The sequence below is a fragment of the Streptomyces alanosinicus genome, from assembly GCF_014650595.1.
GTDB classification, from domain to species: domain Bacteria; phylum Actinomycetota; class Actinomycetes; order Streptomycetales; family Streptomycetaceae; genus Streptomyces; species Streptomyces alanosinicus.
In genome coordinates this window covers 254,533-267,955 of sequence record NZ_BMVG01000006.1, presented here as the reverse complement: position 1 = coordinate 267,955, position 13,423 = coordinate 254,533, and the positions used below count along the sequence as shown (strand labels likewise).

At 69.0% G+C, this 13,423-nt stretch carries 8 protein-coding genes and 1 tRNA gene; all 9 read right to left on the bottom strand.

Going from position 1 to position 13,423, the window contains the following annotated elements; all coding sequences use genetic code 11:
• Positions 1 to 140: 140 nt before the first annotated feature.
• The 9 genes from IE277_RS16360 to dnaA all read right to left on the bottom strand — a co-directional run bounded on the left by IE277_RS16360 (position 141) and on the right by dnaA (position 13,266).
• Positions 141 to 217 (bottom strand) — tRNA-Ile (locus IE277_RS16360).
• Positions 218 to 338: 121 nt separating this feature from the next.
• Entirely contained in the window at positions 339 to 1,073 is a 735-nt protein-coding gene (locus IE277_RS16355; RefSeq protein WP_189952991.1) for a DUF3566 domain-containing protein, read from the bottom strand.
• 19 nt (positions 1,074 to 1,092) lie between these two features.
• Positions 1,093 to 3,690 carry a DNA gyrase subunit A gene (gyrA, locus tag IE277_RS16350; protein ID WP_189952989.1) on the bottom strand — a complete coding sequence of 866 codons (2,598 nt, stop codon included), beginning with the start codon at positions 3,688 to 3,690 and terminating at the stop codon, positions 1,093 to 1,095.
• Positions 3,691 to 3,732: 42 nt separating this feature from the next.
• On the bottom strand, positions 3,733 to 5,829 hold the full coding sequence (gene gyrB, locus IE277_RS16345; RefSeq protein ID WP_189952987.1) for a DNA topoisomerase (ATP-hydrolyzing) subunit B: 2,097 nt from the start codon (positions 5,827 to 5,829) through the stop codon (positions 3,733 to 3,735).
• 373 nt (positions 5,830 to 6,202) lie between these two features.
• The gene (locus IE277_RS16340) at positions 6,203 to 6,784 is read right to left on the bottom strand and encodes a DciA family protein (RefSeq protein WP_189952985.1); all 582 of its coding nucleotides are present in this window, start codon (positions 6,782 to 6,784) and stop codon (positions 6,203 to 6,205) included.
• Entirely contained in the window at positions 6,781 to 7,902 is a 1,122-nt protein-coding gene (gene recF / locus IE277_RS16335; protein ID WP_189952983.1) for a DNA replication/repair protein RecF, read from the bottom strand. The genes IE277_RS16340 and recF overlap by 4 nt, the downstream gene beginning before the upstream one ends.
• A gap of 94 nt (positions 7,903 to 7,996) precedes the next feature.
• On the bottom strand, positions 7,997 to 8,875 hold the full coding sequence (gene gnd, locus IE277_RS16330) for a phosphogluconate dehydrogenase (NAD(+)-dependent, decarboxylating) (protein WP_189952981.1): 879 nt from the start codon (positions 8,873 to 8,875) through the stop codon (positions 7,997 to 7,999).
• A 237-nt stretch (positions 8,876 to 9,112) separates the two neighbouring features.
• A complete protein-coding gene (gene dnaN, locus IE277_RS16325) occupies positions 9,113 to 10,243 on the bottom strand; it encodes a DNA polymerase III subunit beta (protein WP_189952979.1) in 1,131 nt (376 codons plus the stop codon).
• 1,031 nt (positions 10,244 to 11,274) lie between these two features.
• On the bottom strand, positions 11,275 to 13,266 hold the full coding sequence (gene dnaA / locus IE277_RS16320; protein ID WP_189952977.1) for a chromosomal replication initiator protein DnaA: 1,992 nt from the start codon (positions 13,264 to 13,266) through the stop codon (positions 11,275 to 11,277).
• Positions 13,267 to 13,423: the final 157 nt, after the last annotated feature.

Sequence of the window (13,423 nt, the reverse complement as noted above, 5' to 3'; positions counted from 1 at the left end):
CGATCGGGCCTTTTCTTGCCCTGCCTAGCCCTGCCGAGCCCTCCCACGCGCGCTCCCCGACACACGGAAGTCCCTCGACACACGGAAGACTCCCGACACGCAGAAGACCCCCGATCCATCCGGACCGGGGGTCTTCTCGCTGGTGGGGCTAACAGGATTTGAACCTGTGGCCTCATCCTTATCAGGGATGCGCTCTAACCAACTGAGCTATAGCCCCGCCGCGCTCTGCGGTGTATGTCCCGCGCGCTGACTCCTGAAGATTAGCGCACGACCACGTCAGTCCCAAAATCGGTTGGCCGGGGACCGTCAGGCCAGGGAACCACGGCGCGGGCGGGGCCTCACTCGTCCTCGGCCAGCGTCAGTTCGACGCCGCCCACGAAGCCCGCGGAGAGGTTGTAGATGAACGCGCCGAGCGTCGCCAGCGCGGTGGCCAGCACCACGTCGATGACCGCGATGATCGTCGTGAACATCAGGACGTGGGGGAGCGACAGGAACGACTGGAGGTCGAAGCCGTTCGACTCGTTCGAGCCGGTCGCCTCCGAGATCGTGCCGCCCACCGTCGAGAACACGCCCATCGCGTCCATGACCATCCACAGCACCGCCGAGGCGACGATCGTGCAGATGCCGAGCGCGATGGAGAGCAGGAAGCTGACCTTCATCACCGACCACGGGTCGGCCTTGGCCACCCGCAGCCGCGCCTTACGGGTGCGCGGCGCCGTCCGGGCACCCGTACGCGGCCGCCGTACGGCACCGGCCGGCGGCTGCGCCGGATAGGCCTGCGGCGGGTGGTACGGCCCGGAGGGCTGCTCCGGGTGCCGCTCCCCGGGGAGCGGGGACGCCGCCTGCGCCTCGCCGGCCGCGGCCGGGCCTCGGGTGTCCGTCACGGGTCCCCCCTGGGATCCAGGTGTGCCGGAGGGGCCGTTCTCGGACACCTTCACCGGCTTGAGATTGGTGGTGTGCTGGTCGGTCACGCCCCCCGCGCCCGCCCCGTTCGTGGCGGAGCCACGGCCGCCGCCGTTCCTCCCCGTACCCGTGGAGGTACCGGCCGATCCGGCGCCCGTGGCTCCGCTCACGATGACTCACTCCTCGTGCCTACTCGGCCGAGGGCGACTCACCCTCGTCCGTACCGGGGGCCTGGACGCCCTCGGCGGTCTCGTCGACAGCATCCGCACCGTCGACCTCCTCCGCCTCACGCCCCGCCTCGGCGTTACGTGCGATACCGACCACGGCATCGCGCTTGCCCAGGTTGATCAGTTGGACGCCCATGGTGTCACGGCCCGTCTCCCTGACCTCGTTGACTCGCGTACGAATCACACCGCCGGACAGGGTGATCGCGAGGATCTCGTCGGTCTCCTCGACGACCAGCGCGCCGACCAGCGAACCGCGGTCCTCCACGATCTTGGCAGCCTTGATACCGAGGCCGCCGCGGCCCTGGACGCGGTACTCGTCGACGGCGGTCCGCTTCGCGTACCCACCGTCCGTGGCAGTGAACACGAACGTACCGGGTCGAACGACATTCATCGAGAGAAGCTCGTCGCCCTCACGGAAACTCATGCCCTTGACGCCGGAGGTGGCGCGGCCCATCGGGCGCAGGGAGTCGTCCGTGGCCGTGAACCTGATCGACTGGGCCTTCTTGCTGATCAGAAGCAGATCGTCGTCGGCCGAGACCAGCTCGGCGCCGATCAGCTCGTCGTCGCCGCCGTCCTCGCGCTCACGCAGGTTGATCGCGATCACACCGCCGGAGCGGGGCGAATCGTAATCCTTCAGAGGCGTCTTCTTGACCAAGCCGGACTTGGTGGCGAGGACCAGATAGGGCGCCGCCTCGTAGTCACGGATGGCGAGGATCTCGGCGATCGCCTCGTCCGGCTGGAAGGCGAGCAGGTTCGCCACGTGCTGGCCGCGCGCGTCCCGGCCGGCCTCGGGCAGCTCGTACGCCTTCGCCCGGTACACCCGGCCCTTGTTGGTGAAGAACAGCAGCCAGTGGTGGGTCGTGGAGACGAAGAAGTGGTCGACGATGTCGTCTTCCTTCAGCTTCGTGCCGCGCACGCCCTTGCCGCCGCGCTTCTGCGCCCGGTAGTCGTCCGTCTTGGTCCGCTTGACGTAGCCGCCGCGCGAGACCGTGACGACGATGTCCTCCTCGGCGATCAGGTCCTCGATGGACATGTCGCCGTCGTAGGGCACCAGCATGGTCTTGCGGTCGTCGCCGTACTTCTCGACGATCGCGGCCAGTTCCTCGCTGACGATGCCGCGCTGGCGGATCGGCGAGGCCAGGATCTGGTTGTACTCGTTGATCTTCGCCTGGAGTTCGTCGTGCTCCTGGACGATCTTCTGCCGCTCCAGGGCCGCCAGGCGCCGCAGCTGCATCTCCAGGATCGCGTTCGCCTGGATCTCGTCGATCTCCAGCAGGCCCATCAGGCCCGTGCGCGCGACATCGACGGTCTCACTGCGCCGGATCAGCGCGATGACCTCGTCGATGGCGTCCAGGGCCTTCAGCAGACCGCGCAGGATGTGCGCGCGCTCCTCGGCCTTGCGCAGCCGGAAACGGGTCCGGCGGACGATGACCTCGATCTGGTGCGTCACCCAGTGGCGGATGAACGCGTCCAGGGACAGCGTGCGCGGCACGCCGTCGACCAGCGCCAGCATGTTGGCGCCGAAGTTCGTCTGCAGGTCGGTGTGCTTGTACAGGTTGTTCAGCACGACCTTGGCGACCGCGTCCCGCTTGAGGACGATCACCAGGCGCTGGCCCGTACGGGACGACGTCTCGTCGCGGACGTCGGCGATGCCGCCGATCTTGCCGTCCTTCACCAGGTCGGCGATCTTCTGCGCCAGGTTGTCCGGGTTGACCTGGTACGGCAGTTCGGTGACGACCAGGCACTGGCGGCCCTGGATCTCCTCGACCTCGACCACCGCGCGCATCGTGATGGAGCCGCGCCCGGTGCGGTACGCCTCCTCGATGCCCTTGCGGCCCACCACCAGGGCACCGGTCGGGAAGTCCGGGCCCTTGATGCGCTCGATGAGGGCGTCCAGCAGCTCCTCGTGCGAGGCCTCCGGGTTCTCCAGGTACCACTGGGCGCCGGCCGCGACCTCGCGCAGGTTGTGCGGCGGGATGTTGGTCGCCATGCCGACCGCGATGCCGGCCGAGCCGTTGATCAGCAGGTTCGGGAAGCGGGAGGGCAGGACGGTCGGCTCCTGGGAGCGGCCGTCGTAGTTGTCCGTGAAGTCGACGGTCTCCTCGTCGATGTCGCGGACCATCTCCATCGACAGCGGCGCCATCTTGCACTCGGTGTAGCGCATGGCGGCCGCCGGGTCGTTGCCCGGAGAGCCGAAGTTGCCGTTGGAGTCCACCAGCGGCATCCGCATCGACCACGGCTGCGCGAGGCGCACCAGCGCGTCGTAGATCGAGGAGTCGCCGTGCGGGTGGTAGTTGCCCATGACGTCGCCGACCACGCGCGCGCACTTGTAGAAGCCGCGCTCGGGGCGGTAGCCGCCGTCGTACATCGCGTACAGCACGCGCCGGTGGACGGGCTTGAGGCCGTCCCGGACGTCGGGCAGCGCACGGGAGACGATGACGGACATCGCGTAGTCGAGATACGAGCGCTGCATCTCCGTCTCGAGCCCGACGGGCTCGACACGCAGGACGGTCTCGGCGCCCTCGGTCTCGGGGTTTTCCGGAGTGTTCTCGTCGGCCATTGCTGGTGAAGATCCTTCCTGGTGCGGTCAGCTGAGACCGACTCAGATGTCGAGGAAGCGGACGTCCTTGGCGTTGCGCTGGATGAACTGGCGGCGGGCCTCGACGTCCTCACCCATCAGGACCGAGAACAGGTCGTCGGCCTGGGCCGCGTCGTCCAGGGTGACCTGGCCGAGGACCCGGTGCTCCTGGTCCATCGTGGTCACGCGCAGCTCCTCGGCGTTCATCTCGCCGAGACCCTTGAACCGCTGGATCGAGTCCTCGCGGACGCGCTTGCCGCGCTGCCGGCCCATCTCCAGCAGCGCGTCGCGCTCGCGGTCGGAGTACGCGTAGTCGACCTCGTCCCGGCCCCACTTGATCTTGTAGAGCGGAGGACGGGACAGGTACACGTGTCCCTTCTCCACCAGGTCGCGCATGAAGCGGAACAGGAAGGTCAGCAGCAGGGTGTTGATGTGCTGGCCGTCGACGTCGGCGTCCGCCATCAGGATGATCTTGTGATAGCGGAGCTTCTCGATGTCGAAGTCCTCGTGCACACCCGTGCCGAAGGCCGAGATCAGCGCCTGGATCTCCTGGTTCTGCAGGATCTTGTCGATCCTGGCCTTCTCCACGTTGAGGATCTTGCCGCGGATCGGGAGGATCGCCTGGTACTGCGGGTTGCGGCCGGACTTGGCCGAGCCGCCGGCGGAGTCACCCTCGACGATGAAGATCTCGCACTTGGTGGGGTCGTTCGACTGGCAGTCGGAGAGCTTGCCCGGCAGCGACGCCGACTCCAGCAGGCCCTTGCGGCGGGTCAGGTCCCGCGCCTTGCGGGCCGCCACGCGCGCGGTGGCCGCCTGGATGCCCTTGCGGACGATGTCCGCGGCCTCGACCGGGTTGCGGTCCAGCCAGTCGTTGAGGTGTTCGTAGACCGCCTTCTGCACGAAGGTCTTGGCCTCCGTGTTGCCCAGCTTGGTCTTCGTCTGGCCCTCGAACTGCGGCTCGCTCAGCTTGACCGAGATGATCGCGGTCAGACCCTCACGGATGTCGTCACCGGTGAGGTTGTCGTCCTTCTCGCGCAGCAGCTTCTTGTCGCGCGCGTACTTGTTGATCAGCGAGGTGAGCGCCGCGCGGAAGCCTTCCTCGTGCGTACCGCCCTCGTGGGTGTGGATGATGTTGGCGAAGGAGTACACGCCCTCGCTGTAGCCGCTGTTCCACTGCATCGCGACCTCGAGGGACAGGCTCTTGTCCTTGTCCTCGCCCTCCAGGTCGATGATCGTGGGGTGCACCGCCTCTCCCTTGCGGGAGTTGAGGTACTTCACGAAGTCGACGATGCCGCCCTCGTAGTGGTACGTGACGGTCTTGACCTCGTCCTTCTCGTCCGCACCCGCCTCGTCCGCGCCGGCCGTGGCCTTCGCCGACTCGCGCTCGTCGGTGAGCCGGAGCGTCAGGCCCTTGTTGAGGAAGGCCATCTCCTGGAAGCGCCGGGACAGCGTCTCGAAGGAGTACTCGGTGGTCTCGAAGATGTCCGGGTCGGCCCAGAAGGTGACCGAGGTGCCGGTCTCGTCCGTGGCCTCGTGCTGGGCGAGGGGGGCCGTCGGGACACCGAGTTTGTAGTCCTGCGTCCAGCGGCGGCCGTCCGTGCGGATGTCGACGGACACCTTGGTCGACAGGGCGTTCACGACGGAGACGCCGACACCGTGCAGACCGCCGGAGACCGCGTAGCCGCCGCCGCCGAACTTGCCGCCCGCGTGCAGCACGGTCAGCACGACCTCGACGGCCGGCTTGCCCTCGGAGGGCACGATGCCCACCGGGATGCCACGGCCGTTGTCGACGACCCGGACGCCGCCGTCGGCGAGGATCGTGACGTCGATCGTGTCCGCGTACCCGGCCAGTGCCTCGTCGACCGAGTTGTCGACGACCTCGTACACCAGGTGGTGCAGACCGCGCTCGCCCGTGGAACCGATGTACATGCCGGGCCGCTTGCGGACCGCGTCCAGCCCTTCGAGCACGGTGATGGCGCTGGCGTCGTAGGAGGCGGAGGCCGCGGCCTCGCCGTGCCCGAGGGCCTCGGCGGCCTCGCCGCTCACGCCGGCGTCGGTGGACGGGATGTTCTCGTTGGGGTTGCCGGAATCGGCCACGAAGCGCCCTTTCTGGCACAGCACGAGCCGGGCTCGTCGGCAGGTTGCCGGAGCGGCTGCGGCATGTTGCGTTGGTAAGCCTTGATCAGCGTTGCTCAGCTTTTCCCGGGCGGTCCCCACATTGGGGCGGGATTGTCTTCCAGTCTACCGGTAGGTCTGACATCGATGGGGGTTTGCCGGTACCTGAGTCCGCATGTGCCGCCCTGAACCGGCCTCGACCGGGTCCCGATATACGGATGGGGGCTCCAAGCGGCTCACAGCGGCACTCAGCGCTTCGAGCCGTCAACCCTTGGCTACTGGGGGGTCAGATGGCGATCCGGCCGCGATCCGACGGCCGCCCGGACCGCGGGACGCGGGCGCGTCGGCACCCCGCTCCGGCCCCTCGACGTGAGGTACGTCACCCGTACGTATCGCCCGGTCCGGAGCTTCCCGGAGCCCTCAGCGGGCCGTAGCGGCGCGCCGGACCGCCCGGATTGAGCACCTTGATCATCCGTACGGTGCCGTGCCCCAGGTCCTCGTTGAGCCGGGCGACCAGCGCGGGCGCGAGGTGGCGCAGCTGGGTCGCCCAGGCCGTCGAGTCGCAGGCCACGGTCAGTACGCGCTCGTCCTCGTCGTACCCCTGCGGCTCACAGTGCTTGGCCAGGTCGTCCCCGACGATCTGCGGCCAGCGGCCCATGACCCCGCCCACCGCGGCCGGTGCCTCCCAGCCGCGCTCGGTCAGCAGCCGGTTGATCGCGGCGCCCAGCGCCATCGGATCGCGGCCGTCGGCGCGCGCGCCGGAACGCAGCCCGCCACCGCGCCGGGCCTGCTTCTTCTGGCGCGCCGCGTCTCCACGCGCGCGTGCCTGCTCCTGCGCCGCGCGCAACGCCACGCGCGCGAGGTCGACGCCGGAGGGCTCGTCCGCCTTCTTCGAGGCCTTCGAGGTCTCGGGCTTCTTCGGGGCCTCGGGGGTGGGCCGGGTGGGCTCCTCGCCGCTCATACGCGCTCCACCGTCCCACCGGACACCGCGTACCGCGCCCCGGCCAGTACATCCGGTACGTCGTCGTCCACGGCGGCGGTGACCAGCACCTGCTCGCCGGGCGCGACCAGCTCGGCCAGCCGCTCGCGGCGGCGCGTGTCCAGCTCGGCGAACACGTCGTCCAGGACGAGCACCGGCTCGTTGCCCTCGGCCCGCAGCAGGTCGTAGGAGGCCAGCCGCAGCGCGAGCGCGTAGGACCAGGACTCGCCGTGCGAGGCGTACCCCTTGGCGGGCAGCTGGCCGAGCTTGAGGACCAGGTCGTCCCGGTGGGGCCCGACCAGGGTCACCCCGCGCTCGATCTCCTGCTTGCGCGCCTCGGACAGGGCCGCCGTCAGCTGAACGCAGAGATCCTCGCGGGTGTGGGCGTCACCTGGCGCGGACGGCTTGTACTCCAGCGCCAGCGGCCCGCCGCCGGGGGCCAGCTGTTCGTACGCCTTGTCGGCCAGCGGCTGCAGCGCGGCGATCAGGTCCAGCCGCTGCGCCAGCAACTCGGCGCCCGCGCGCGCCAGATGCTGGTCCCACACGTCGAGCGTGGACAGATCCATGGACCGCCCGCCGTGCCGCCGCGCGAGGGCGGCCGTCTTCAGCAGGGTGTTGCGCTGCTTGAGGACCCGCTCGTAGTCGGAACGCACCCCGGCCATGCGCGGCGACCGGGCCGTGATCAGCTCGTCGAGGAACCGCCGCCGCTCGCCCGGGTCGCCCTTCACCAGCGCGAGATCCTCAGGCGCGAACAGCACCGTACGGACGATGCCGAGGATGTCACGGGGTCTGACCTGCGAGGACCGGTTGATGCGGGCGCGGTTGGCCCGGCCCGGGTTCAGCTCCAGCTCGACCAGTTGCTGCCGCTCGCCCTGCCGGACCTGGGCGCGGATCACCGCCCGCTCGGCGCCCATGCGGACGAGGGGCGCGTCGGAGGCGACCCGGTGGCTGCCGAGGGTGGCGAGGTACCCGACCGCCTCCACCAGATTGGTCTTGCCCTGCCCGTTGGGGCCGACGAAGGCCGTGACGCCCGGGTCGAGCGGAACCTCGGCCCGGACGTACGAGCGGAAGTCGGCCAGCGAAAGATGCGTGACGTGCATGGTCGTTTCGCCGGCCTTCCCCAGAACGCTGATGGACTGTCGATCCACAGGCTCGCGGGGCGGCCCGGTGGATCTGTGGATTACTTCTTCTCGGCTACGGCTTCTTCTCGACGGCGTGGCCGCCGAACTGGTTGCGCAGCGCGGCGATCATCTTCATCTGCGGCGAGTCCTCCTGCCGGGAGGCGAACCGCGCGAACAGCGACGCGGTGATCGCCGGCAGCGGCACCGCGTGGTCGATCGCGGCCTCCACAGTCCAGCGTCCCTCACCGGAGTCCTGTGCATAACCGCGCAGGCCCGCCAGGTGCTCGTCGTCGTCGAGCGCGTTGACGGCGAGGTCGAGCAGCCAGGACCGGATGACGGTGCCTTCCTGCCAGGACCGGAAGACCTCACGGACGTCCGTGACGGAGTCGACCTTCTCCAGCAGCTCCCAGCCCTCGGCGTAGGCCTGCATCATCGCGTACTCGATGCCGTTGTGGACCATCTTCGCGAAGTGGCCCGCGCCGACCTTGCCGGCGTGCACCGAGCCGAAGTCGCCCTCGGGCTTGAGCGCGTCGAAGACCGGCTGCACCGTGGCGACGTGCTCGGGGGCCCCGCCGTACATCAGCGCATAGCCGTTCTCCAGGCCCCAGACGCCCCCGGAGACACCGCAGTCGACGAAGCCTATGCCCTTGGCCGCGAGCTGCTCGGCGTGCTTCTCGTCGTCCGTCCAGCGGGAGTTGCCGCCGTCCACGACCACGTCGCCGGGCTCCAGCAGCTCGGCGAGCTGGTCGATCGTCGACTGGGTGGGCTCGCCGGCCGGCACCATCACCCAGACCACGCGCGGGCCGCTGAGCTTGCCCACAAGCTCTTCCAGGCTGTGGACATCGGCGAGGTCCGCGTTGCGGTCGTATCCGAGGACGGTGTGGCCCGCGCGGCGGATCCGCTCGCGCATGTTGCCGCCCATCTTGCCGAGGCCGACGAGACCGAGCTCCATCAGTTGTGTTCCTTAGGTCGCTGTGTGGCGTGACAGGCACCGAAGTGCCGAGCCGAGCCTAGTCGCGGACCTCCATGCACAGCTGTGGGCCTACACGCTCATGCGAGACGCCTCTGACCAGCGACTTTCAGTCCTGCGCGGCCGCCGTGGCCGCGGGCAGTCGTGCCCGCAGCGTCACAGTGCCGGGCATCCACAACGTCACCCGGCACTGTGCACAACTGTGGACAAACCTCGGCCTCAGCCGCTGAGCCGCACCGGCATGATCAGGTACTTGTAGGCGTCGTCCGCCTCCGCGTCCAGCGCGGGCTTCCCACTGAGCAGCGCCGGCTTCGTGGACGTCGTGAACGACAGCTGGGCCACGGGGGAGTCGATCGCGCTCAGACCGTCCAGCAGGAACGTCGGGTTGAACGCGATGGAGATGTCGTCGCCCTCCAGCTGGGCGTCGACCCTTTCCACAGCCTGTGCATCGTCACTGGAACCGGCCTCGAGGATCAGCACGCCCTGCTCGAAGCTCAGCCGCACCGGGGTGTTCCGCTCGGCCACCAGCGCCACACGCTTGACGGCCTCCACGAAGGGCGCGGTCTCGATCACGGCGACGGAGTTGAACTCGGTCGGGAACAGCGTCCGGTACTTCGGCAGGTCGCCCTCGAGCAGCCGCGTCGTCGTACGCCGCCCGGCGCCCTCGAAACCGATCAGGCCCTCGCCCGCGCCCGACCCGGACAGCGCCAGCGTCACGCTGTCACCGGCGCCGAGGGACTTGGCGGTGTCCAGGAGCGTCTTGGCCGGGACCAGGGCGACCGCGGAGGCCTCCGGGTTCTCCGGCTTCCACAGGAACTCGCGGACCGCGAAGCGGTAGCGGTCGGTGGAGGCCAGGGTGACCGTGTCGCCCTCGATCTCGATGCGCACACCGGTGAGGACGGGCAGCGTGTCGTCACGGCCGGCGGCGATGGCCACCTGGGAGACGGCGGCCGCGAAGACCTCGCCGGGGACGGTGCCCGTGGCGGTCGGCATCTGCGGCAGCGCCGGGTACTCCTCCACAGGCAGTGTGTGCAGGGTGAACCGGGAGGATCCACAGACCACGGTCGCCCGTACACCGTCTGTGGAAATCTCCACCGGCCGGTTGGGGAGAGCGCGGGAGATGTCCGCGAGCAGCCGGCCCGAGACGAGGACGGTGCCCTCCTCGTCGACCTCGGCTTCCACCGACACACGCGCGGAGACCTCGTAGTCGAAGCTCGACAGGCTCAGCTGGCCGTCCTCGGCCTTGAGGAGGAGGCCGGCGAGGACAGGCGCCGGCGGACGGGCCGGGAGGCTGCGTGCCGCCCACGCCACTGCCTCCGCGAGTACGTCGCGTTCCACCCGGATCTTCACCGTAAGCCGCCTCCTGCTGTTGCTACTGAGTCCTCCGACTCGGTGTCACCACCCACTGCGGAGGGAAGGACACCGGGGACCAGTCTGACGCACCGCACTGACAGTAGGCGCCTGTCGGGGTCAAGTCGGTCCGAGGGGCAGCCGGACGTGAGACAGCGAGTTGTGCACAGGCCCCGCTTCAAAACGATTGCCGGACTCTCTCTAGTCGGCAGTAGTAGTAGGGCCTGTGGATACCGTGGATAACCACGTTTTCGCAGCTCAGAGGCGGAATTTTGTCCACTGGTCCTGTGGGCGGAGGCAGTGGACAACTAGGTGTCTCTGTGGAGAACAGAAAGTTCTGCACACACCGCCCACAGCCCGGAGGCAGTTCTCCCCAGCTGCGTCCCCAGGTTTACCCACGTTTCCCACACCCCAATCCGGCACCTTCGTGTGACGGCTTTCACTCGACGCGGTGATCGGGTGCGTCACGTTGCCGAACAGTGGACAGCCATGTGGAGAAGCCGGGGATCGCTGGGGACAACGGACCCCAGCCTGTGGGTTGTCGGTGGACAACTCCATGCACAGCCTGTGGATCTTCCCTCTGTCCACAGCCTGTGGAGATCCTTCGTCCACGAATCCACAGGCAGCTGAGCTGGGCGAACGTCGTATGAACAGGCTCCCTGTGGACGCCGTTCGGGACAACTCGGCAGTCCCCAGGATGTGGAGGGAAAAAAGTCAGCGAATCTGTGGAGAGTGGCCGTAACCAGGCACGTAATCGAACACCCGGTGGCGAACGGGCAACGCCGCACAGCCCGCCGACCCCCCTCCACAGCGCGCGGACAAGGCTTCACAGGGCCGCCGGGCAAGGCTTCACATGGCCGCCAGGCAAGGTTCCACGGGGCCGCGGGGGTCTGCAGGGGCCGCCGGGGCTCCAGGGGTCATCGGGGCTCCAGGGGTCGTGAGGCCGAGCCTCGACATGCCAGAGGGCGCCCCGGGGACACGGATCCCCAAGGCGCCCTCAGCGTCGTCGTACGGCCGGCGTCAGCCGCACATCACCCGTTCTTGATGCGGTTCGTCAGCTCGGTGACCTGGTTGTAGATCGACCGCCGCTCGGCCATCAGCGCACGGATCTTGCGATCGGCGTGCATGACGGTCGTATGGTCCCGCCCGCCGAACTGCGCCCCGATCTTCGGCAGCGACAGATCCGTCAGCTCACGGCACAGGTACATGGCGATCTGCCGGGCGGTGACCAGCGCGCGGCCGCGCGAGGTGCCGCACAGGTCCTCCACCGTCAGCCCGAAATAGTCGGCGGTGGCCCCCATGATGGCCGTCGCCGTGATCTCGGGCGCGCTGTCCTCGCCGCCCGGGATCAGGTCCTTCAGGACGATCTCCGTCAGGCCCAGGTCCACCGGCTGCCGGTTGAGCGACGCGAACGCCGTCACCCGGATCAGTGCCCCCTCCAGCTCACGGATGTTCCGCGAGATCCGGGAGGCGATGAACTCCAGTACCTCCGGCGGGGCGTTGAGCTGCTCCTGCACCGCCTTCTTGCGCAGGATCGCGATGCGCGTCTCCAGCTCGGGCGGCTGCACGTCGGTGATCAGGCCCCACTCGAAACGGTTCCGCAGCCGGTCCTCCAGCGTGACCAGCTGCTTGGGCGGCCGGTCGGAGGACAGCACGATCTGTTTGTTGGCGTTGTGGAGCGTGTTGAAGGTGTGGAAGAACTCCTCCTGCGTCGACTCCTTGTCCGCGAGGAACTGGATGTCGTCGACGAGCAGGATGTCCATCTCGCGGTACCGCTTGCGGAAGCTGTCGCCCTTGCCGTCGCGGATGGAGTTGATGAACTCGTTGGTGAACTCCTCCGAGCTGACGTACCGCACACGCGTGCCCGGGTAGAGGCTGCGCGCGTAGTGCCCGATGGCGTGCAGCAGGTGCGTCTTGCCGAGCCCCGACTCCCCGTAGATGAACAGCGGGTTGTACGCCTTGGCCGGTGCCTCGGCGACGGCCACCGCGGCCGCGTGTGCGAACCGGTTGGAGGCGCCGATGACGAACGTGTCGAAGAGGTACTTCGGGTTCAGGCGTGCCGTGGGCTCGCCGGGACCGCTCGCCGGCGCCGGCTTTGCGGCCAGCGGGCCGGGAGCGCCGGTCGTGGGCAGGTCCGGGCGCCCGGGGGCGCCACGGTGCGCCGGGCCACCGGGCGACGGCTGCTCCGGAAGGTCACGGCGGACGGGGTCGCGCTGGTCGTAATCGGTCCGGGACGGGTCGTACTCGGAACGCCCGGAGTCGTAGTCCGCTCGCCCGGAGTCGTAGTCCCCGCGCGGCTTGTCGTACTCGCCGCGGGGGCTGTCGTACTCGGCGCGCTGCTGTTCGTACGAGGGCCGGTCCATGCCCTGCGGGCGGTAGTCCGACGACGGCGAGCCGTAGGTGTCCGGGCCGGAGCCGTAGGTGTCCTGGGACGACGGGGAGGCGTACGGGTCGCGCTCGGGGAAGCCGAGCCGCGGCTGCTGCCAGCCGTACTCGTCCTGTCCGGGGCGCGGCCAGCTGCCGGGCTCACGGCGCTGGTACTCGGACGGGTACGCCGGGCGTACGACGGGCAGCTGGTCGGGGCGGCCGGGGGGCAGCTGGTCGGGACGGGGCTGCTGCTCGGCCGGGGGCTGGTCGGCGGCGCGGTGGCGGCCGTAGCCCTCGTATGGTCCTGACGGCAGCTCTGGCTCTTCGTAGCGCGGCTTGGGCGCCTGCTGCACCGGTGCCGCGGGAGCCGGCGGCTCGCCCGCGGAGTCGTCCACGGTGATCGCGATACGGATGGGGCGGCCGCACTCGCGGCTCAGCGTCTCGCTGACGATCGGTGCGAGACGGCCCTCCAGTACGCCCTTCGCAAATTCGTTCGGTACGGCGAGCAGGGCGGTGTCCGCCACCAGCGCGAGCGGCTGGCAGCGCCGGATCCAGTGCTCGTCCTTCACCTCGACACCCTGACCGCGGCCCTCTCCGAGGAGCTGCTCCAGTACTCGTGGCCACACTGCGGCAAGATCGGCAGGTACGTCAGCCACAGGGCACGCTCTCTCACAGGTCCCACGAACGTGTGATCGCGGGACGGGTCGGGGTGTACGTCGGGTGGTCGCTGGGTCAAACCCGCCGGGGCGGGGGACAAAAGAACGAATCGGAGTTCAGCCACGGTAGTCAGCGCGGCGGGTACGGTTCAAGTTG

Bases quoted from the DNA above. Each gene is read 5' to 3' on its own strand.
- gyrA (WP_189952989.1), bottom strand. From the start codon at position 3,690: ATGGCCGACGAGAACACTCCGGAAAACCCCGAGACCGAGGGCGCCGAG.
- IE277_RS16340 (WP_189952985.1), bottom strand. From the start codon at position 6,784: ATGAGCGGCGAGGAGCCCACCCGGCCCACCCCCGAGGCCCCGAAGAAG.
- recF (WP_189952983.1), bottom strand. From the start codon at position 7,902: ATGCACGTCACGCATCTTTCGCTGGCCGACTTCCGCTCGTACGTCCGG.
- gnd (WP_189952981.1), bottom strand. From the start codon at position 8,875: ATGGAGCTCGGTCTCGTCGGCCTCGGCAAGATGGGCGGCAACATGCGC.